At 41.2% G+C, this 19,386-nt stretch carries 20 protein-coding genes; 6 read left to right on the top strand and 14 right to left on the bottom strand.

The features are described from left to right. Positions 1-18: 18 nt before the first annotated feature. From F8R90_RS11960 to F8R90_RS11950, 3 genes are all read left to right on the top strand, one after another. Positions 19-183, top strand: coding sequence for a hypothetical protein (locus F8R90_RS11960; RefSeq protein WP_196510911.1), 165 nt, complete (start codon positions 19-21; stop codon positions 181-183). Between the two features lie 63 nt (positions 184-246). Continuing rightward, on the top strand, positions 247-813 hold the full coding sequence (locus F8R90_RS11955) for an HPF/RaiA family ribosome-associated protein (RefSeq protein ID WP_196510910.1): 567 nt from the start codon (positions 247-249) through the stop codon (positions 811-813). A 241-nt stretch (positions 814-1,054) separates the two neighbouring features. Further along, entirely contained in the window at positions 1,055-1,537 is a 483-nt protein-coding gene (locus tag F8R90_RS11950) for an Hsp20/alpha crystallin family protein (RefSeq protein ID WP_190899690.1), read from the top strand. A gap of 168 nt (positions 1,538-1,705) precedes the next feature. Here F8R90_RS11950 and F8R90_RS11945 read toward each other — a convergent pair whose 3' ends face one another. The 7 genes from F8R90_RS11945 to F8R90_RS11915 all read right to left on the bottom strand — a co-directional run bounded on the left by F8R90_RS11945 (position 1,706) and on the right by F8R90_RS11915 (position 11,964). Continuing rightward, the gene (locus F8R90_RS11945; RefSeq protein ID WP_196510909.1) at positions 1,706-7,135 is read right to left on the bottom strand and encodes an ATP-binding sensor histidine kinase; all 5,430 of its coding nucleotides are present in this window, start codon (positions 7,133-7,135) and stop codon (positions 1,706-1,708) included. A 268-nt stretch (positions 7,136-7,403) separates the two neighbouring features. Continuing rightward, positions 7,404-7,958 (bottom strand): RidA family protein, encoded by a 555-nt coding sequence (locus tag F8R90_RS11940; RefSeq protein ID WP_196510908.1) that lies wholly within the window; start codon positions 7,956-7,958, stop codon positions 7,404-7,406. Positions 7,959-8,309: 351 nt separating this feature from the next. Continuing rightward, the gene (locus tag F8R90_RS11935; RefSeq protein WP_196510907.1) at positions 8,310-9,113 is read right to left on the bottom strand and encodes a phosphate ABC transporter ATP-binding protein; all 804 of its coding nucleotides are present in this window, start codon (positions 9,111-9,113) and stop codon (positions 8,310-8,312) included. Continuing rightward, a complete protein-coding gene (pstA, locus tag F8R90_RS11930; protein WP_196510906.1) occupies positions 9,113-9,952 on the bottom strand; it encodes a phosphate ABC transporter permease PstA in 840 nt (279 codons plus the stop codon). The genes F8R90_RS11935 and pstA overlap by 1 nt, the downstream gene beginning before the upstream one ends. Then, entirely contained in the window at positions 9,945-10,799 is an 855-nt protein-coding gene (pstC, locus tag F8R90_RS11925) for a phosphate ABC transporter permease subunit PstC (protein ID WP_230966265.1), read from the bottom strand. The genes pstA and pstC overlap by 8 nt, the downstream gene beginning before the upstream one ends. Continuing rightward, on the bottom strand, positions 10,780-11,634 hold the full coding sequence (locus tag F8R90_RS11920; RefSeq protein ID WP_196510904.1) for a phosphate ABC transporter substrate-binding protein: 855 nt from the start codon (positions 11,632-11,634) through the stop codon (positions 10,780-10,782). Before F8R90_RS11920 ends, pstC begins: the two co-directional genes overlap by 20 nt. A 21-nt stretch (positions 11,635-11,655) precedes the next feature. Continuing rightward, a complete protein-coding gene (locus F8R90_RS11915; protein ID WP_196510903.1) occupies positions 11,656-11,964 on the bottom strand; it encodes an ArsR/SmtB family transcription factor in 309 nt (102 codons plus the stop codon). Positions 11,965-12,243: 279 nt separating this feature from the next. Between F8R90_RS11915 and F8R90_RS11910 the strand changes: the two genes are divergently transcribed. After that, on the top strand, positions 12,244-12,612 hold the full coding sequence (locus tag F8R90_RS11910; RefSeq protein WP_331000647.1) for a hypothetical protein: 369 nt from the start codon (positions 12,244-12,246) through the stop codon (positions 12,610-12,612). Between the two features lie 83 nt (positions 12,613-12,695). Continuing rightward, a complete protein-coding gene (locus tag F8R90_RS11905; protein WP_196510902.1) occupies positions 12,696-13,733 on the top strand; it encodes a CobW family GTP-binding protein in 1,038 nt (345 codons plus the stop codon). Positions 13,734-14,068: 335 nt separating this feature from the next. Here F8R90_RS11905 and F8R90_RS11900 read toward each other — a convergent pair whose 3' ends face one another. After that, complete coding sequence (locus F8R90_RS11900) at positions 14,069-14,212, bottom strand: hypothetical protein (protein WP_196510901.1); 144 nt, start codon at positions 14,210-14,212, stop codon at positions 14,069-14,071. A gap of 118 nt (positions 14,213-14,330) precedes the next feature. On the opposite strand from F8R90_RS11900, the gene F8R90_RS11895 reads away from it, so the two are divergent. Further along, positions 14,331-15,032: a DUF547 domain-containing protein gene (locus F8R90_RS11895; protein ID WP_196510900.1), complete on the top strand. Its 702-nt coding sequence runs from the start codon at positions 14,331-14,333 to the stop codon at positions 15,030-15,032. Here the strand turns inward: F8R90_RS11895 and F8R90_RS11890 are convergent. The 6 genes from F8R90_RS11890 to F8R90_RS11865 form a co-directional block, all read right to left on the bottom strand. Beyond that, entirely contained in the window at positions 15,017-15,772 is a 756-nt protein-coding gene (locus tag F8R90_RS11890) for a TIGR04283 family arsenosugar biosynthesis glycosyltransferase (RefSeq protein ID WP_196510899.1), read from the bottom strand. The two genes, F8R90_RS11895 and F8R90_RS11890, sit on opposite strands and share 16 nt — an antisense overlap. Before the next feature lie 80 nt (positions 15,773-15,852). Then, complete coding sequence (locus F8R90_RS11885) at positions 15,853-16,314, bottom strand: rhodanese-like domain-containing protein (protein WP_196510898.1); 462 nt, start codon at positions 16,312-16,314, stop codon at positions 15,853-15,855. Positions 16,315-16,343: 29 nt separating this feature from the next. Continuing rightward, positions 16,344-16,559, bottom strand: coding sequence for a DUF2945 domain-containing protein (locus F8R90_RS11880; RefSeq protein WP_190899670.1), 216 nt, complete (start codon positions 16,557-16,559; stop codon positions 16,344-16,346). 134 nt (positions 16,560-16,693) lie between these two features. Then, positions 16,694-16,969, bottom strand: coding sequence for a DUF5132 domain-containing protein (locus tag F8R90_RS11875; protein WP_196510897.1), 276 nt, complete (start codon positions 16,967-16,969; stop codon positions 16,694-16,696). 257 nt (positions 16,970-17,226) lie between these two features. Beyond that, positions 17,227-17,802 carry a single-stranded DNA-binding protein gene (locus tag F8R90_RS11870; protein WP_196510896.1) on the bottom strand — a complete coding sequence of 192 codons (576 nt, stop codon included), beginning with the start codon at positions 17,800-17,802 and terminating at the stop codon, positions 17,227-17,229. A gap of 295 nt (positions 17,803-18,097) precedes the next feature. Then, a complete protein-coding gene (locus tag F8R90_RS11865) occupies positions 18,098-19,354 on the bottom strand; it encodes an FAD-dependent oxidoreductase (protein ID WP_196510895.1) in 1,257 nt (418 codons plus the stop codon). Between the last annotated feature and the right edge of the window lie 32 nt (positions 19,355-19,386).

Below are 19,386 nucleotides of genomic sequence, written 5' to 3'. Positions count from 1 at the left end.
GTGTGGGAGGTGAGTATAATGACCATCACAGCTACTAAACCAAAGTTGCAGCTAAAAAAGCAAATTCAGAAAAAACAGTTATCTAAACATTCAACAGATATCGGTACTCCTCAAGTTCCCCTACGTAAACTTGCAGTTAAGCAAGAGCATGAGTTGCTTTGTGATTGGGAAAACGCATCTTAATTAGCGCCTTGTCTGAGCAACTTGTCAATCAAGGCAAGAAATACTTGAGAAATAGGAGCAATCATGAGAATCCCACTACAAATCACCTTTCATAACATTCCTCCATCAGAAGCTGTAGAAACAAAAATTCGCTCCTTAGTTGATAAACTAGAGAATTTTTATAACCGAATTACCAGCTGTCGAGTCATAGTTGATGCCCCACATCGACATCACCGTAACGGCAAACTTTATCAGGTGCGAATTGATATCACTGTGCCAACGGGGGAAATAGTTGTGAAACGTGACCCACCTGAACGTCAATCGCACGAGGATATTTATGTAGCAATTCGTGATGCCTTTGATGCAGCCAAGCGCAAACTACAAGACCATGCCAGTATGCTACGGCAAGAAACCAAGACTCACGAAGAACAGCCTCATGGACGGATTGCGACATTATTCCCAGATGAGGGCTACGGCTTCATTGAGACACCTGATGGTAGCGAAGTTTATTTTCATCGCAACAGTCTATTCAATGGTGATTTCGAGCAGTTGCAGGCGGGAGACGAAGTTCGTTTTGCGGAAGAAGAAGGTGACAAAGGACTCCAAGCTAGTACTGTTAGACTGATTGGTAAGCATCACCTGCAAGGTTAAAAACTGTTGACTTCAGGCACTTTCTTCATAGTCTAGGGAGTATCAACCACTTCCTCACAAGTTCCTCAAATTTTCTTTTTAACCTAAAAATAGTGGCAAAACCTTTCTTATTTGCAAAAGGGTTTTACCACCATCTAACTAATAACTTGCTACATCCAGATCGCAGTGAAGCGAAACCTGCAAGGGTAGCAATCAAGTTGAAATATCAAGTTTTAAATCACGAATATTGGAGGCAATGATTATGGCGATTACTCGTTGGGAACCTTTTCAAGAAATTGAACGTTGGGAACCTTTCCGTTGGGAGCCTTTGCGGGAAATGGAGCATTTGCAACAACGGATGAACCGTCTGTTTGAGCGGTTCATCCCCAGTGGCGATGGAGAAGTCTCTGCATTTACCTTTATACCCTCCGCCGAAATGGAAGAAACTGCTGACGCAGTTCACCTCAGACTAGAAATTCCGGGACTGGAATCTAAAGATTTGAATGTGGAGGTTACTGAAGAATCTGTTTCAATCAGTGGCGAACGCAAGTCTGAAACCAAGACGGAAGAAAAAGGCATGATGCGCTCTGAATTCCGTTATGGCAAATTTGAGCGAGTCATTCCGCTACCTGCTCACGTTCAAAACGATAAAGCCCAAGCTGATTACAAGAACGGCATTCTTACCCTCACCCTACCAAAGGTTGAAGGAGAGAAGAAAAAAGCCGTCAAGATTAACCTTGGTTAGTTTGCTGTTGTAAAAGCAGGAAAACAGGGTGCGGAAGTTCAATAGGGTTCTTAAACCCTTGCTCATGAGTAGTCACAGCACGAAGCAGAGGGTAGTATTCCTTCTGCTTCCTGGCTTTCTTGATAAAGAAGCGGACTAGGAGCAAGTCCTGCCAATATCTCCAACAAGTTACCCCAGAATTTGAGCCAGAATCGGTAAGGTAATCACAAATTCTGTTCCCTCGCCTGGGGTAGAATTCACATCCAAAGTTCCACCATGTTTTTCTACAACAATAGACTGAGCGATCGCTAATCCTAATCCCGTTCCTTTCCCAACACCTTTAGTGGTAAACAAGTGATCAAATACCTTTTGTTTGACTGATTCACTCATCCCTTGCCCATTATCAGCAATCTTCACCTCAACCTGGTTTTCTTTTAATGAGGTGGTAATTATAATTCGGTTAAGATTAGCTTGAATATCCTCAAAAGTCCGACCTATATTTGATTCATCTAATGCATCAATAGCATTCGCTAAAATGTTCATAAATACTTGATTTAATTGTCCTGGAAAGCATTCAATTTCCAATAACTTTCCATACTCAGTTACTACTTCAATTGCCGGACGGCTATCATTGGCTTTGAGACGATGTTTTAAAATTAGAATTGTACTATCAATACCTTCATGAATATTAAACGGTACTTTGTAGGCTTGGTCTGCACGAGAGAAAGTGCGGAGACTGGTGCTGATATTTTTCAGGCGATCGCACGCCATTACCATTGCAGCAATCATCTTGGGCAAGTCTTCTAAGCTATAATCTAAGTCTATTCTGTCGGCGTGGTCAAGAATTTCCTCGCTCTTGTTGGGTAGATTTTTTTGATATAGTTTTAAGTGTTCAAAAACATCAGCAAGGGTAGGTTGAGCTTGCTGGAGAGTAGCAGAAATAAAGCCTAAAGGATTATTCATTTCATGGGCTACACCAGCAACTAAGTTACCCAATGCAGACATTTTCTCGCTTTGGACTATTTGTAATTGTGCCTGCTGCAAATCTTGCAATGCTTGCCCGGCTTGTTGATAAAGCCGAGCATTTTCTAAGGCAATTGCTGCTTGGGAGGACAGTAGGTTAATCACCTGTAGACGGTTACTAGTAAATACCCCTTGATTTAGTTGATTTTCTAGGTAGAGAATCCCCACCACATGACCTTGCTTAATAATGGGTGTACATAATACACTTTGGGGTTGATGTAGCAGCATATATTCCCCAATTACACCAGGAATATCTGTTTTACAATTGTCTATGATGACGGTTTCTTGAGTATTTTTAACGTAATTTATCAGTTTTCTAGGAATATCTTGACAAGCATCTAGTAGTTGTGTATCAAGAATGGTTTTGACATCAGTCTGGGAATTTGACTGTAGATCGATAAAGGTAATTGCCCGCACTTGCCAAGTATCTTCTTGAGGAAGAATTAATACAGATGTTTTCGCACCAGAATTTTCTAGGATAATCCGACTGATACTGCTGATGAGTGCATCTAATTCGATACAACTAGAGATAGTTTGAGCGGCTTTGAGAATGCAGGTTAAATCTAGAGCATCAGAAATATTAGTACTGCTGGTAGTGTAAGTAGATGTGAAAGTTGATGTACGGGCAATGCTGGCTATGCTTTCTAAGGGGTTAAAGTTGAATTCTTGCTGTTGCAAAATGGGTTTGAGTAATTTGGGATAGCGTTTTTCCAAATCATCAGTTTTGGCTTTTGCTCCCCAATGGGCATAGCAGTAATATGCTTGTTGCAGATATCCTTCAGCGGCTTTTTCTTTACCCCATTCTAGGTAAAATTTGCCAGCAAGTTCGTTAGCGATCGCTGCTTCCTGAACATAGTCATTAGCGATTGCTTCTTGGATAGCTATTTCATAATAATCTGCGGCTTGTAGGCGATCGCCTGTTACACGAGCTTGTTCAGCCAAAATTAAATTGTACTTATGCTGGTAATTGACTGGCGCATGTTCTGCCCATTCTTGCATTTTTGCTTGGTTTTCAGCTACTTTATGAAGATAAAGCTGTTGCTGTGCTTCACTTACCTGAGAACAAAGGGCTAACAAACTCAGAGATTGATAAAAATTTCGCAAAGGAACAATTAATAAGCCTGCTGCTCCCTGCTCATACTGCTCAAATTTTTGGGAATATTCCCAAGCAGATTTATATTCACCAAAAAGATAAGACAGTAGCGTTTTTGCTAGATAGACATAACAAATACCATTGATATTGTTAGTTTCAATCAAAGTTGGTAGCATTTCTACTTCGTTAAAATGCTTTCCACTTAAACAGCAGGGATTGACCACTTCTCCTTGTAAATTTAGAACCGTCTGCCGCCAGATATTTCCCCAAACCAGAGATACTTCTTGTTTAATCTGCTGCATCAGTTCGCAATATTTATCTGCCTCCAGCACAGCATTTTCTAGGTTGTCTCCACTCCAGAAGAGAAATTGACAATAGCAATTAGCGCAATAGCCTACATATTCTAAATTTCCGGTTTCTAATCCACTTTGTAATCCATCCAAAAATAAACTCAATGTGGATTTAATTGAATCTTTCCAGTGTTTAATAAACAGACTAAATGTTAAATAAACTCGGCTTTTAAGTTCTTTAGTTTGAAATTTATCTAAAAGTTGTATTGCCAGTTTCCCAAAGTTATACCCATCTTCAATTGCACCAATACTGCACAAAAATAATCCATAGAGGCTGTAAGCAACAGATGCCTGTGGTGAGTTGCCATACTGGATACAAATTCTGATCATTGTAAAAATCTTCAGTGGCAACAACATCGGTTTGGCTATATAAACCGGTGCAAACAAACCCGATAGAATGCGGAGTGCAACTAATTTTTGAGGATCAGTTATTTCTGGCAAATCTGCCAATGCTGTAATCGATTGATGAAGCAACATTTCTTGCAACTGTTGATGTTCATCAAAAATTGTTTGAGTGTTACCGTCTTCAGGTAATGTAAAATCTAGTAATTGCAGCGCTTCTCTACCTGTAGCTATTGCTTCAATGAATTTATTTTGCGCCGTATAAGATTGGATTTGAATCTCATAGGTGCGAACTTTTTCCAATGGAGATTTAGCGTTTTTGAGGATAATCTCTACTAATGATTTTGATGAATCAAAGTTTGTATTGAGATATTCTGCCTCAGCCGCAGATTCGTAAACCGCAAGAGTCAACTCGTAGCTGCTTTGCCAAGCATTTATCGGTAATAGAAGCATCGCAACTTTTAAATACTCCACTGCTGTCGCATAAGCAGTCGAATTTTTGGCTTTACAACCAGCTATCAGATTTAACCGGGACAAATGTTCTCGTTCGCTAGGTTCCTCTAATAAATCCAGTCCGTAATTGAATTGGTTAACGATCGCAAAAATTCCTTCCTCTTGCTGTTCTAAAGGTGTATTCTGCAATAACAATCGCCCAATTTGCAGGTGTGTTGACTGTTTTTGTGCTTCTGGAATCAGTGAATAGGCCGCTTGCTGGACGCGATCGTGTAAAAATTTATATACAACCATCTCAGAATGTTCCTGAGTAGCTGCTTGATTTTCTGAATCAACAAAAAACTTATAAACCTCACTTTGCGGCAAAATCAATCCTTCTTGCAAAGCCTTCCACAAGAAATCTGCGGTTTCTACCTCTGATTGTTTAGAAACAATCGCTAATGTTTTTAAATCGAACTGATTCCCAATACAAGCAGCTAGCTTCAATTGTTGTTGAGTTGATTCTGGTAGCCTTCGTAATTGAAAGACCATAAACTCAACAACATCATCTGCTAGTGTCTGCTGATTTATTTGGGAAATGTCACATTGCCAGCATCCCTCTACAAAATTGAATTGAATTAGTTGGTCTTGATGTAATGATTTGAGAATCTGAGTTGCGAAAAATGGATTACCTTGAGCTTTGCGATAAATCAATTGTGAAAGAGACAATGCCACATTTTCTGCACAATTTAACGTATCGGCTACAAGTTGATTCAATTGTAATTGGTTAAGCGGTTTCAGCGTAAGCCTATTCACAGTTACGCCTGTTTTATGAATTTCATCCAACATCACCATCAACGGATGTGCTGGAAAAACTTCATTGTCTCGATATGCACCAATTAACAATAGATATCCCTGATTAGTTTCATTCACTAATAATTGCATGAGTTTCAAAGAAGCCGAATCTACCCACTGCAAGTCATCTAAGAATATTACTAAGGGATGGTCTTTAGTTGTAAATACTTGGAGAAATTTCTGAAATAATAAATTAAATCGATTTTGGGCTGCGTTCCCTGATAATTCTGGTGCAGGTGGTTGTTGGCCAATAATTCTTTCTAATTCGGGAATGACTTCAATAATTACCTGTCCGTCTTCACCTAATGCTTGAATAACTTTATTTTTCCATTCTTGTATTTGAACATCACTTTCTGCTAGTAATTGCTCCATGAAATGGCGGAAAGCTTGAACAAATGCTGAGAAAGGAATATTCCGATTAAATTGGTCAAATTTGCCTTTGATAAAATATCCACGTTGACGAACAATAGGTTTATGGACTTCGTTAACAATCGCAGTTTTACCAATTCCTGAAAAGCCAGCTACCAGTGTTATTTCTGTTGCACCCAAGCTGACATTTTCAAATGCTTCTAGTAGGATTTTTACTTCTGCTTCTCGTCCATAGAGTTTATCAGTGATAATAAATCTATCGCACACATCCCTTTGGGCAATTGGGAAAGTTTCAATTTTACCCGTTGTCTTCAGTTGAGTAAGACTAATTTCTAAATCATACTTTAGTCCTAATACACTTTGATAGCGGTCTTCAGCATTTTTCGCCATCAGCTTACTGACGATCTCCGAAATTATCGGCGGAATTTCTGAGTTAATTTTATGTATTGAGGAGGCTATTTTAGCTATATGGGAATGCACTAACTCCATTGGATCATTTGATTGAAAAGGTAACTCACCTGTGAGTAACTCATAGAAAGTTACACCGAGTGAATAAAAATCAGTCCGGTAGTCAATCCCCCGATTCATTCTCCCTGTTTGCTCTGGAGAAATATAAGCTAGTGTTCCTTCTAACACATTGGGGCTGATTAGCGTTTGCGTTTCCCTTGGTAATAGTGATGCAATACTAAAGTCGATTAATTTAACTTGTTTGGAATGAGGATTAATTAAAATATTGCTCGGTTTGATGTCTTTATGAATGATGCGCTGACTATAGAGGATCTCTAAGGTATTACACAGCGCGATCGCTATTTGTAAAAACTCTTGCAAAAACCCCTTGTCTCGCGTCTGATCACGAGTAAAATAATCTTTTAGAGAAATGCCGCCAAAATCTTCCATCACCAACACATAACCATTTTGATATGCCTCCAAGCTGTAGGTTTGGATGATCAGGGATGAATTTAGATTTTTGGCAATGGTGTACTGATTGCGAAACTGCACCAGTTCATTGAAGGTGGGATATGGATTTTTCAGCAGTTTGATCACTACAGGTAATGAGTCAGTTTCTCGATACCCTCGATAAACTATGGTTCTCAAACCATTGTAGATTTCTTCAATGATGTGGTATCTGGGAATACTAACGTGATTGCTAAACATGCTGCTAAATCCTAGTTATTTATAAACTTATTGTTCCCAAATTAGCAACGGTAGTTTAATGTTAATTGGTAAATATTAGTGTGGCTTAACTTTAGATTTAGGATTCCCAACGTAAGCTAGTAATTTGACAACCTAAAAATGTGCTTCTCAGGGCTGGGGAAAGGTTTTTAATTCCTTTCCTCTTTTACCCTTACCCTTGAAAGAGCCAAGTTCATGAGAGCGAACTACTAGCACCTGCTGGGATTTTTAGTTAAGTTGGAAACAGCCTTCAATTACCTTTTTCTGGAATTACCGCATAAGCATCAATTTCAAACAACATACCGTCAAGTGCAAGTCTAGGAACGGGAATAAGAGTATTTGCTGGTGGTTTATACCCCCACAAATTACTAATTTCACGTCCTAATGGGATCAATTTGCTTTGGTCGTAATCCGCGATAAGAATAGTAGTTTTTGCTACATCTTGTGGTTGTGCACCAACTGCTTGTAGGGCAAAACGGAGGTTTTTAAAAGCCTGTATTAACTGCTGTTCAAAGTCGTCGGAGACAAGATTACCTTGTAAATCCGAACCAAATTGACCAGAAATATAGACGGTTCTCGTTCTTGATGGTGTAACAGCTATATGACTATAGCCATTTCGGGTTGCATCATATAACGTTGGTGGGTTCACCAATTTCAACTCTTTGTTGTTTTGAGCGCTCACTTCCTTTTGTGCTCCAACCATCAAGGCGGTAGTTACTCCGCTACCTCCAAGCCACAAAAGTGCATTTCGTCGAGATAAGTTTGCCACTAGTGAATTTACAGCACTGGTAATACGTCTAGTCATTAAAGCTCCTTAAATATGAGTTATAAATTTTTGCTCATACTTAGCTATATTATCTATCCAATAGAGTAAAAAAGCACTAGCTAATAAAGTTTTTTAGGGGCGATCACGCAATTGCAATACCTCAGTCGGGGTTAGTTGGTTTAGCTTCCTTCCGATATGGAGATAGGTAAGACCGAAATATTAGCAATTATCAGAAGAGATAATCCCGAACTCAGTTTTTTATACAAGAGGCATTGGGTTAATCTGCACAAAAATCTCTGCGATCGCTTGCAAACAGCAATGGACTCTGCTATCTCTTGCGGCGACTGGGCTAACGCCATGCGTACTGAATGTGCTTACGAATTGGTATTACTACCCCCGAATACCATTCACGTAGGCGGCAGTCAAAGAGTGCTGGGGTGCTGTAAAAATCTGCTCGACTGTACCATACTCAATTAATCGTCCTACTTCTTGCTGTACCCAGAACAGGGCAGCGTAATCACCAATTCGTCTAGCTTGAGCGAGGTTGTGGGTAACAATTACCACTGTGTAACGTCCTCGCAGACTGGCAATTAAATCCTCAACTACGCCGCTAGAAATCGGATCGAGGGCGCTACAGGGTTCATCAAATAGTAAGACTTCTGGTTGCACAACCAAAGCACGGGCAATACATAATCGCTGTTTTTGTCCGCCAGACAGAGATAAGGCAGAGGTATGAAGTCGATCCTTGACTTCTTTCCACAGTCCGACATCTTGGAGCGTGGTTTCAATCAGCCAATCAAGTTTTTCGCGGTTTTTGATCCCGTGTTCTTGTAGGGGAAATGCCAGATTCTTCCAAATTGAGAAGGGGAAAGGATTGGGCTTTTGGAAGATTGTACCCACACGCCGGCGTAGTGCGATCGCATCTACACGCTCATTGAGAATTTCTAAAGAATTTAACCGAATGCTTCCCGCAACTTTGGTGTGAGGTATCAAATCAGTCAGACGATTCAGACAACTCAAAAAACTGCTTTTGCCACAGCCAGAAGGCCCCACCAGTGCAGTAATCTTACCTGCCTGAATCGGCATGGTTATCTCTGTAAAAGCAGCTTTTTTCCCATAATATAAACTCAGTCGCTCGGTTTGCATTGAAGGCAGAGATAACCGAGAATTTTGTGATAGTTGAGATTCCTTCATCAAGATGTAATTCTCCGAGCTAACCAAAACCGAGCTGTCCATGTTGCTATACCATTCACCAGCAACAATAAAATCAACAGCACTAAGGCAGAAGCGTAGGCGTTAGCATCCCCGCCAGCCACATTCATTGATAAATCGAAAATGTGAATCGATAGCGATCGCCCAGAATCCAGTAATGACTCTGGCATTCGATCTACATAACCACTGGTAAAAATCAGTGCGGCTGTCTCGGCGATCGCCCTGCCAATCCCCAGCACTAAACCCACAACTAACCCAGGTGTCGCTGCTGGTAATAGCAGTTTCCATAATGTGGTGGTGCGTGATAATCCCAAAGCGGCTGCCCCTAATCGATAATCAGCCGGAACAGCCCGAAATCCTGCTTCTGCGGAACGAATCAGGATTGGCAACACCATACAAGCCAAAGTCAACCCACCGGACAAAATCGAAAAGCCTAATCCCAACTTAATCGAGAAAAAGGCGTTGCCAAACAAGCCAAAAACAATAGATGGTACTCCTGCCAACACATCCAAACTACGACGCACCAAACGCCCAAACCCACTTTCAGTGGTTGTAAACTCGGCTAATAGCACGGCAGTAGAAATACCAAGGGGGAGAGAAACCGCCATACAAACCCCTAAAATCAGACAAGTAGAAATCAGAATCGGCGCAATTCCGCCCTCACGCCCTGCATTTCGAGGTTCAGTTGTCAAAAATTCCCAGGAAAGTTGCCCCATGCCGTGCCAGACGATATCGCCTAAAATCCAGCAAAAAACGGCGGTGACAAATAGAGCGATCGCCCAGAGGACAAGGGTAGGTAATGGGATCGATTTTTTACCCATAAATGTTTCTCCGGCTAATACCTTCGGCAACGGCTATCAATAAGGCGATCACTACCATCAGCAATAAGCCACTAACAAACAGTGCTGAACGGTGATTCCCTGTGGCGTAAGCCATCTCTAAAGCGATATTGGCAGTGAGGGTGCGAACGGGGTCAAATAAGCTGGTGGGCGTTTGTACTACATTGCCACAAACCATCAACACTGCCATCGTTTCTCCAATGGCGCGTCCTGTTCCTAGAATCAAACCAGTAAATAAACCAGATTTAGCAGCAGGTAAAACAACGCTTCTGATTGTTGCCCAGCGAGAAATTCCCAAGGCTGCTGCACCCTGTAGATACTCAGCCGGGACTTCAGAAAAACTGGCTTCTGCTGTTAAGGCGATCGTTGGCAGAATCATTAATGTCAAAATGGCGATTCCCGCTAGAAGGCTGGTTCCCGGCGGCTGTAGTTTGCCAATCAGCGGCACAAGGACGACCAAACCCCAGAAACCGTAAACTACAGAAGGAATGCCTGCGAGTAACTCAATTAACTGCCGATAAAATCTAGCAATGAAAGGAGGTGCATAATATTGACAAAATATCGCCGAGCCAATTCCTAAAGGTGTAGCAAACAGCACAGAACCGAGTGTCACCAAAAGACTTCCCCACAACATCGGCATCAGGTTATACAATCCTTGAACTGGATGCCAAGATGGATCGTTGACAAAACGCAACCATCCTACCTGTCGCAGTATCGGCAATGCTTCAAGTAATAAAAATGTGGTAATTAAGATAACAATAATACCTGTGACCAGACTGAATAGCCGTAATATCCACACTAAAAAGATATCACTTTGAGATGGGGACAAAATCCTGTTTTTTAACAATGTCATGGACTTGTGGCGACTGTGCAAACTCGATAAATGCTCGATCTAATCCTTGTGGTTGGATTTTGGTAACTAAATTCAGAGGACGGGAAAGAGGAAACGTCCCATTCTGGACATTCTCTGTGGTGGCAGCGACTCCATTCAAAGGCAATAACTTGATGGGAACGCTGTTGTTAATACTAAATTCAGCAGTACCAATTGATACATAACCAATGGCGTTAGGATTACCTGCTACTGTCTTAATGCCCTGCTGGTTGTCCCCAATGACAACCGATGCTTTGATATCGCTATTCTTGAGTTTAAAGTAGCCAAGAAACAATTCGAGGGTAGAACGTCCTTCAGCTTTATTGACAACCGTAATCGGTGCATTTTTGCCGCTAACCTGTTGCCAGTTGTTAATCTTACCCGTATAGATATCGATAACCTGTTGATTTGACAGGGATTTTACTGAATTTTCTTTATGCAAAATAATGCCAATTCCATCGCGGGCAATTGAAAAAGCTTGTAGGTCTTTTTCTTCCTCTTTGAGGCTACGAGATGCCATACCAATATTAGCAACGGCTGTACGAGCATCGGCAATACCACGAGATGAACCTCCTGTTTGCACATCCACTCGCACATCAGGATACTCTGATTCAAATCGCTTACCAATTTCTGCTACCAACGGTGCTACTGTACTAGAGCCTGTTAAAACTAACTTTCCCTGTAATTTATTGGTTGGTTGAGTAGCTGTTTTTGAAGGTTGCGTACAAGATGATAATCCTAAGCAAATTGTGAAACCAATAGGAATCAATGCTAAGGTTTTGAGTTTTTTCATCGAAAAATTGCTTCTAAATTTTTATTCAAAAGAAAGCAGACAACAGCCTAAATCAATTGCCTTACCAGTGTTGACTTGTCGAATCGTCGGCACAAAATGGTAAAGTACTGCCTTGCCATCTCGTGTGGCCTCCACAAAACCTGCTTTCCGCAAAATTTTTAAATGGTGGGATAACAAACTCTGCTCTAGCTTCAAAACAGCATTCAGTTCTCCCACGTGTTTAGGGCCTTCCATGAGAATTTGGAGAACAGATAGACGAGTGGTATCTGCTAAGATTTTGAGTTGCCGGGCGCAAACATCTGGAGACGATAAGGTTTTAGGGTTCATCATTCACCATTAATATGATTTGAATGAATGGCTATTGATATGAAAATTTTTTCAAGTCTATATCATACTTCTTTCCTTCTCCAGAGCGCTAGAAGTTGTGAATCTGACTTTTCCTGTTAAGTCTCTCTAGCAAGCTGCTACCCCTCACTCTTGTCGTGCAGTTTTAACCAATGCGAAGTCAAATTGCAGAAAAACCTCATCTTTAGAAAAGAAAAGCCGCGAAAATTCTAAGATGGATGCATTTTTGCGCTATCATGATAACGATTCTCATTCTTTGTAAGTATGGTCAGTTCCCTAACCCAGTCCCAGGAAAACTTAAGCCAGCACGAGTGCGAAAAGCTCATGCGGATTCGTCACACCTGCGCCCATATAATGGCGATGGCAGTGCAAAAGCTCTTTCCAAGGACTAAAGTAGCAACTGGCCCCATCACAGAAAACGAGTTTTACTACGACTTCGATTGTCCAGTCAGCATCACTCCCGATGACTTGGACAAAATCGAGGCAAAGATGCAGCGAATAATCAAAGCAAACTTACCTATCATCCGCGAAGAGGTACAACGATACGAAATTCGCGCCGACAGAAGTTTTACAAACAGCGATTCTGGCGATAATTCCACCTCCACCCTATGGAGACGAGGAAATAAAAAGTGATTAGTAGGACTTTTAAAAACTAACTACTAGCAATTACTAATTACTACTAAAAATTTTGAAATTTGCAGAGAGTTGAATTGATTATGACTCAATTACCAGCGCCAACTTCAAACCCAAGTCTTGATATTCCTAAACAAGGAATGCCTGTTACTATTATCACAGGATTTTTAGGCAGTGGTAAAACTACACTGCTAAATCAAATTCTCAAAAACAAACAAGATTTAAAAGTTGCCGTACTTGTAAATGAGTTTGGTGATATTAACATAGACAGCCAATTGCTAATTTCTATAGACCAAGATATGGTCGAACTGACTAATGGCTGTATTTGTTGTACCATCAATGATAATTTAGTTGATGCAGTTTATCGAGTTTTAGAACGAGAAGACCGCATTGATTATCTAGTCATTGAAACGACTGGCGTTGCTGACCCTTTGCCAATTATATTAACTTTTTTGGGAACAGAATTAAGGGATCTAACAAACCTCGACTCGATTATAACTGTAGTAGATTCTGAAACGTTTAATGAAGATCATTTTGAGAGCGAAGCTGCTTTAAAACAGATTACCTATGGAGATATTATTCTTCTGAATAAAACAGACCTCGTTACTCCAGAAAAACTAGAAACTGTAGAAAATTTTATCCATGATATGAAAAATGGTGCGAAAATTCTGCACACCAAACATGGAGAAGTGTCGTTACCGTTAATTCTAGATGTGGGTTTAACTCCAACAGATGAGTATACCGCTAATAATGCGGAAGGTTCTCACGAGAATGAACACCATCATCATGACCATAATCATGAACATCATCATCACCAACATCACTCTCATCATTTAGAAAATGATGGGTTTGTTTCGATTTCTTTTCAAACTGATAGACCATTTGATGTCCATAAATTTGAGAATTTCCTTACCGAAGAAATGCCAAAGGATGTATTTCGAGCTAAGGGGATTTTGTGGTTTAGTGATAGTGAATTGCGCCATATTTTTCAGATGAGTGGGCTTCGCTATAGCTTACATGCTGATGAATGGCAAACTCCGCCTAAAAACCAAGCAGTTTTTATTGGTAGAAAGCTGGATATTGGCCAAATTTACTCACAACTTAACAAATGTTTGGCTTAATTAATTAAATGTTAATTAATCACAGGACTTATTTAGTGGTCGTTAGCTGACGGGGCGCTTATCGCCCCGTCAGATTACTCGATTTTTACAGTTCTCTGGATCAGAGTTTGGATAGCAACAAAAAATACTTAATACTCCATAAATATGAACTGTCTGTAGCATCTGCTGGCTAGGCGCTGGCTTACAATTTCCGGCAGGCGATCGCAATAACTTAGGACTTACGCATTGACAAGAAATACCAAATATGGAAAAAGGTTAAAAACAATATCTTTTGTAAGGGCACAGCATTGCTCATTGGTGTCAACTTAACGTAAAAGCCAGTCTCTAACAAGCTTTTAGAGATTGACTCTTGTCTCGTTCCGAGTCTCCGACTGGGAATGCCGTCCTGGCGGCAGAGCTGCCAGGAGCAGCATTTCCAGCCCAGAGGCTGGAAACGAGATTTGAAAAGGCTTTTTGCTTAAGTTGACATCAATGAGCATTGCTGTGCCCCTACAGCATGGTCTATTTACGAACTGTTTTAAAGCTGATAATGATTTTTAACTTTCAACCGGGATTGGTAGACTTAAAAACAACGGCTAACATATCAATACAGCGATAATGATTGATTTTGAACCTTGGGACAGGTTGTTGCGTCAGTATGTTGATGAACAGGGTCGTGTAGACTATATTGCTTGGAAAACGGAGCAACCTCAAGCGGTAGCAGATTGGTTATCGAGTCAAAAAAATCTGGCTTTTAAATCCAATTACAACACTTTTGAGCAATTGGCATTGTGGATCAACCTTTACAATGTGTTCACCATTTCGACAATTTTGGAGAGATACCCAATAAAGTCGATTCGTCCGAAAATTTTAGGGATTCCCAACTGGCTAGCTTTTTTGTGGTTCTTCCAACGTCGCTGTTATTATATCTTTCGGGAAAGTTACAGTTTAGCTGAAATTGAGAACTCTATTCTGCGGGATAAATTGCAGGAGCCACGAATTCATTTTGCGATTGTCTGTGCTTCGGTTGGTTGTCCCTTACTTCGTTCGGGAGCTTACTTTCCTGAGCAGGTGAGTCAACAATTAGATGAAGATGCGCGTCGTTTCATAAATAATCCTGAAAAAGTCCGTTATGACATGGAGAGCAAAACGCTTTACTGTAATCAAATCTTCAAATGGTATCGTCAGGATTTTTTAAAGGTTGCGCCCTCCATTCCCGAATACATTCGCTGCTACTTGAAAACAGATTATCCCCTTAGTGCCTCAACGCGGATATCCTATCTTCACTATGATTGGAGCCTAAATCAGCGAATATCTTGATAAAACTGTTTGAGATAATTTGCATCAACACCAATTCCCCACAAAAACCCAATGTAAAGGTAAATTGCAGTTGCTTTGGAGCTACCCCATTTGGCTACGCGGCGATCTGAAGAGTGAACAATACGGTTCACCTGATAAATACGTCCTTTTTTAACTAATCTCAAACATAGATCTCCATCCTCCATAATCGGCAATGCCTCATTAAATCCGTCGCAATCCCAAAAATCAGCCCGACGGCAGAACATTACCTGATCTCCAAACAACAGACGCAATCCTCGAAAAAACAGGTGAGGTTTAAATACTAGTGGTGCGTAATAGGTTTTTAGATAGTTATGTAGAGAGATACCCCAGCGAGTCGTTTGAGATCCACTCATCAAAGAAATGAACCCTCCACAGGCAATGGTTGGCTCTGCTAGGGTTTGCTCTATTACGCTGATTAGGTCATCCGGCACCCAAGTGTCTGCATGAAGAAAACAAAGAATATCTCCAGTTGCAGCCGATGCACCGTAATTCATCTGAATAGAACGCCCACGCCGCTCACATGAGAGAACTTGTACACATAGCGGCTGATTGAATGATCCAAAGTCTTGCTTTGCAACTGCCACTGTCTCATCTTCGCTGCCACCATCTACCACTATCACTTCAAAAGCAGGCGGATTAAGTAAAGTCAGTTGGCGCAATGTACGTCCTAAGCTCACTGCTTCGTTTAATGTAGGAATGACAATCGAAACTTGAGACATGCAGCTTAAGTAGTTTTATTGTTGTTTTTATTCTACTTGCTTGATGTTATTAGGCTGTATTCCCAAGAAAAATCGGGCATTTACTGCTCCTGAGCATGGTAAGTAGCTTTTAGCAATTTTCCCCACATTGCATTATAAGGATGTACAAGTTGTGTCGGATGCTCGTCTTTAAAAATGAGCCTCCCTTCATTTGCCCACTGAAAAATCCCACCGCTTAAGTTATAAATGCACTTCATTCCGGCTTTATCAAGCTGTTGGGCTAATTTTGCGCTCCGGTAGCCGATGGAACAGTACACAACAATTGGTCTATCTTTTGCAACTGTTGAAAGTGCTGCTAAGTCAGGTGTAATAGCGTCTATATGCGTTGCTGTTTTGATATGGCTTACCGCATACTCTGTCTGACTTCGTGCATCTAGCACTAATGGCTGTGACTTTCTAGAGTTTAATAACCAGTGAGCAAATTCTTTAGTCGTAATCTCCTGAATAGCCGGAAACTTAAGCCGGATAAGGAGTTTGAGGAAGTTTAGTGCAAGTCCTTTCACTGGCTAGTTCAGAGATGATTACAGCAATTTTACTCTTCAATTTTTTCAAGAGCATCGAATTTATGAGCAGCTTCTTTTCCAGTTTTGTCGCTTTTCACTAGATACTGTGGATTATCCTTGGAAGCAGCAACATGATGTCCACTGATATCTATGGGTGAAGTTAATTTTTTTTCTACTTTGCCAGTAGTTTCACCCTGTGCCGTATTCCACTTCACCTTATCGCCTTTTTTTAATTCTTCAGTCACGAGTTTTTCTTTTGGCTATTTTATACCTGTTTATTATGGTGGGGTCGCCCAGAAAAATTAATCAGCCGAACGATAGAAAAAGGGTTATGGGGAGCTACTTTTTCTTGTTATCTTTTTGGCAAAGCGATCGCTTACTAAGTTTCTGTTGGTTCAGCCGATTTCATTCTTGCTTCACCAACCTCTGCTTTCGCTTCTGCGATGATATCTTCCCAAGTTTCACCTAATTCTGCCAAAGCTTCTTTATTTCTTTCATAAAAACGGATTCCACTTTTTACAGCCGCTTTGGCTATTGGCCTGCCAACACCACCTATAACTGGAAGTAACACGGGTATAAGAACTATTCCTATAATCCCTGTAACTCCCAACCCTTCAGCTAATTCTTCAAGATCGGGTAAAAGTTTTACTGACATATTATTTCTACCTCCCTTGTCTAACTCACTTCATTCTATATTCCATTTTCTCGTTAAATTTCTCTATCAAAACCCTAATTAATTTATCGTAACGATAATAATCAATCCTGGATATCTTCATCATCCAGCACTACAATCCGCAGTTGACTTAAATCAACGCAGACAAAAAAATAGCACATCCTAAAGGATGGCTATTTGTAGAAATTGTCTAATCGTAATATTAGTTAGCAAATTAAATACACGCTAAACTCCTAACTTTAGAAGGGAATATCATCTGGATCTGGTTCTTCCTCTTTCACTGTTGGATAAGTGGTTCGCTCATAATTTGTGGGTTGGGGTATGGGTTCGTAACTTGTCGCTTGGGGAGTAACGCCAACAGGATTTGTCGCTGGGGTAGGCGCTGGACGTGCTGACTCGTAAGTGGGAACGTCTTTCTGTGCAGGACGAGATGCTGAAGATGGTTGTCGTGGAGCAGTTTCAGTAAATGATGGAGTTGCGGTTGCTGAGGGCAATGGATCAGTATTAAAACTACCTCCAACAGATTGAATTTGCTGCACTGTCAATTCAGCGCGTTTTTCTTTAAAACCTTCTTGGCGCTCAACAGTACTCATACCTAAACGTCCTACCAGGATGACGCGATCGCCTTGGTGATAGTTTTGCTGAATTTCTGTGGCTAAATTCCCCCAGCCGACAACTTTCAGGGTGGCTGGTGGATCTTCTGGTTTCTGGGAATTGGGAAACTGCACCAGCATTTCTGTAACTCCCAGATTATCCGCCGTATAGCGGAGTTGCGGCTCGTTAATAATTTCCGCCATCAAAACGCAACTGTTCATTAAAATTACTCCTGACTGCAAAAAGTACTGATTGAATAAGAGGGGGTTTTTCTATGTAGTGCCAATTAATATCTAGATATGTTTAATTGTTTGCATTTTTTAATAATGTTTGAACAAATTTTCTACATCCACTCTAAGTTTTTAGTCCTTTCTAGCATAAAAGCCAAGCGATCGCTTTGAACAGCATTGAGTATGCCGCTCGCCACCCTCGCCTGACTAAATGAGCATTTAATTCTGCATGGAGTAGTATAATTGTACCATCCATTCATTAAATAGAAAAAATTCTTGGCAAAAATTAAGTCTTGACGTGAGATGGAAAAACACCGAAGGCAATCAACCTTGCTGGTAGGTCGCGCAAAATGGGTAAGCGCAAAAACGCAGGTGGTACAAAGGTGCGATTTGAGGTGAGAACTGGGGCAAATACCCGCTTTTGGATAAAAGTTTGAAACGCCTGAATGATGCGTGTGGGCAACTCACGTTGACGTTGTACTTTTGCTAGGTCGCTAAGTTGCACTTGTCGGTTCTTGAGCGATTTGCTGAGTACATTTGCCGCAACTACAGCATCTTGAATCGCGTAGTTAATGCCAACTCCACCGACAGGAGACATTATATGAGCTGCATCACCGATGAGTAGCAGTCCCGGACGATACCAGCGTTTGACGCGGCTGGACTCGACTGAGAGAAAAGCTATTTGTGACCAATCATGTAAATTTTGGATGCGTTGCTGGAATTCTGGCACCACTTCGACAACAGATTTTTTTAATTCTTCCAAACCCGCAGCCCGTAGTTGTTGATAGCCTCCTTTAGGGATGACATAAGCAAGTTGCCACTCATCACCACGGTCAAGCATAGCGATGATTTTACCTTGGCCAAATCGCCCCATTCCCCCCTCTGGGTCTTCTGGCTGCCGGGGCAGGCGAAACCAGAGGATATCCATTGGTGGTGAGGTTTCGATTGACTCAAACTCACCCAGGTGGCGTAAACGTGAGTGGCGACCATCTGCACCCACTGTCAGTATTGCCCGGATTTCATGCCAACCACCGCCTCCCCGATAGCGGACACCTTGAATCACGCCATTTTCGGCAATTAATTCCTGCACGTTTGCACCCATTACCAGATGGAAACTAGGATATTTTTGTGCTTCTTGGGTGATGAACTCCAGGAATTTTACCTGGGGAAGCATCGTAATGTAGGGATAATGGGTTTTCAGATGACTAAAATCTGCCAATGTGACAGTATCTTGAGGAGTTTTAAACCTAATTTGGCGCATTTTGGCATGGGGGAGTTCTAGCAAGCGATCGCTAAGTCCCAATTCCTCCATAATTTCCATCACCGACGGATGAATCGTGTCGCCGCGAAAGTCGCGATCGAAGTCTTTGTGTGCTTCCAGCAGCATTACAGAAATGCCTTGACGCGCTAACAACAGCGCCAATACTGTTCCTGCCGGGCCCCCACCCACAATGCAACAATCTGTGGTTTGTACGTCTACAATGTCATGGATAGGGTTAATACTTGGATCTTGGGAAAGATTTTTAGGTATATCGGTAGTCATAACAACACCTCCTGAGAGCCCTAAAACTCAGG

The organism is Nostoc sp. NZL (genome assembly GCF_015714705.1).
In the GTDB taxonomy this organism is placed as follows: domain Bacteria; phylum Cyanobacteriota; class Cyanobacteriia; order Cyanobacteriales; family Nostocaceae; genus Nostoc; species Nostoc foliaceum_A.
This window is presented reverse-complemented; position numbering and strand designations above follow the sequence as displayed.

What these genes read in the sequence shown, in the direction of transcription:
- F8R90_RS11960 (WP_196510911.1), top strand. Translation starts at nt 19, where the DNA reads ATGACCATCACAGCTACTAAACCAAAGTTGCAGCTAAAAAAGCAAATT.
- F8R90_RS11940 (WP_196510908.1), bottom strand. Translation starts at nt 7,958, where the DNA reads ATGACTAGACGTATTACCAGTGCTGTAAATTCACTAGTGGCAAACTTA.
- F8R90_RS11915 (WP_196510903.1), bottom strand. Translation starts at nt 11,964, where the DNA reads ATGATGAACCCTAAAACCTTATCGTCTCCAGATGTTTGCGCCCGGCAA.
- F8R90_RS11950 (WP_190899690.1), top strand. Translation starts at nt 1,055, where the DNA reads ATGGCGATTACTCGTTGGGAACCTTTTCAAGAAATTGAACGTTGGGAA.
- F8R90_RS11935 (WP_196510907.1), bottom strand. Translation starts at nt 9,113, where the DNA reads ATGAAGGAATCTCAACTATCACAAAATTCTCGGTTATCTCTGCCTTCA.
- pstA (WP_196510906.1), bottom strand. Translation starts at nt 9,952, where the DNA reads ATGGGTAAAAAATCGATCCCATTACCTACCCTTGTCCTCTGGGCGATC.
- F8R90_RS11920 (WP_196510904.1), bottom strand. Translation starts at nt 11,634, where the DNA reads ATGAAAAAACTCAAAACCTTAGCATTGATTCCTATTGGTTTCACAATT.
- F8R90_RS11895 (WP_196510900.1), top strand. Translation starts at nt 14,331, where the DNA reads ATGATTGATTTTGAACCTTGGGACAGGTTGTTGCGTCAGTATGTTGAT.
- F8R90_RS11955 (WP_196510910.1), top strand. Translation starts at nt 247, where the DNA reads ATGAGAATCCCACTACAAATCACCTTTCATAACATTCCTCCATCAGAA.
- F8R90_RS11905 (WP_196510902.1), top strand. Translation starts at nt 12,696, where the DNA reads ATGACTCAATTACCAGCGCCAACTTCAAACCCAAGTCTTGATATTCCT.
- F8R90_RS11865 (WP_196510895.1), bottom strand. Translation starts at nt 19,354, where the DNA reads ATGACTACCGATATACCTAAAAATCTTTCCCAAGATCCAAGTATTAAC.
- F8R90_RS11900 (WP_196510901.1), bottom strand. Translation starts at nt 14,212, where the DNA reads ATGCTCATTGATGTCAACTTAAGCAAAAAGCCTTTTCAAATCTCGTTT.
- F8R90_RS11875 (WP_196510897.1), bottom strand. Translation starts at nt 16,969, where the DNA reads ATGTCAGTAAAACTTTTACCCGATCTTGAAGAATTAGCTGAAGGGTTG.
- F8R90_RS11945 (WP_196510909.1), bottom strand. Translation starts at nt 7,135, where the DNA reads ATGTTTAGCAATCACGTTAGTATTCCCAGATACCACATCATTGAAGAA.
- F8R90_RS11890 (WP_196510899.1), bottom strand. Translation starts at nt 15,772, where the DNA reads ATGTCTCAAGTTTCGATTGTCATTCCTACATTAAACGAAGCAGTGAGC.
- F8R90_RS11910 (WP_331000647.1), top strand. Translation starts at nt 12,244, where the DNA reads ATGGTCAGTTCCCTAACCCAGTCCCAGGAAAACTTAAGCCAGCACGAG.
- F8R90_RS11870 (WP_196510896.1), bottom strand. Translation starts at nt 17,802, where the DNA reads ATGAACAGTTGCGTTTTGATGGCGGAAATTATTAACGAGCCGCAACTC.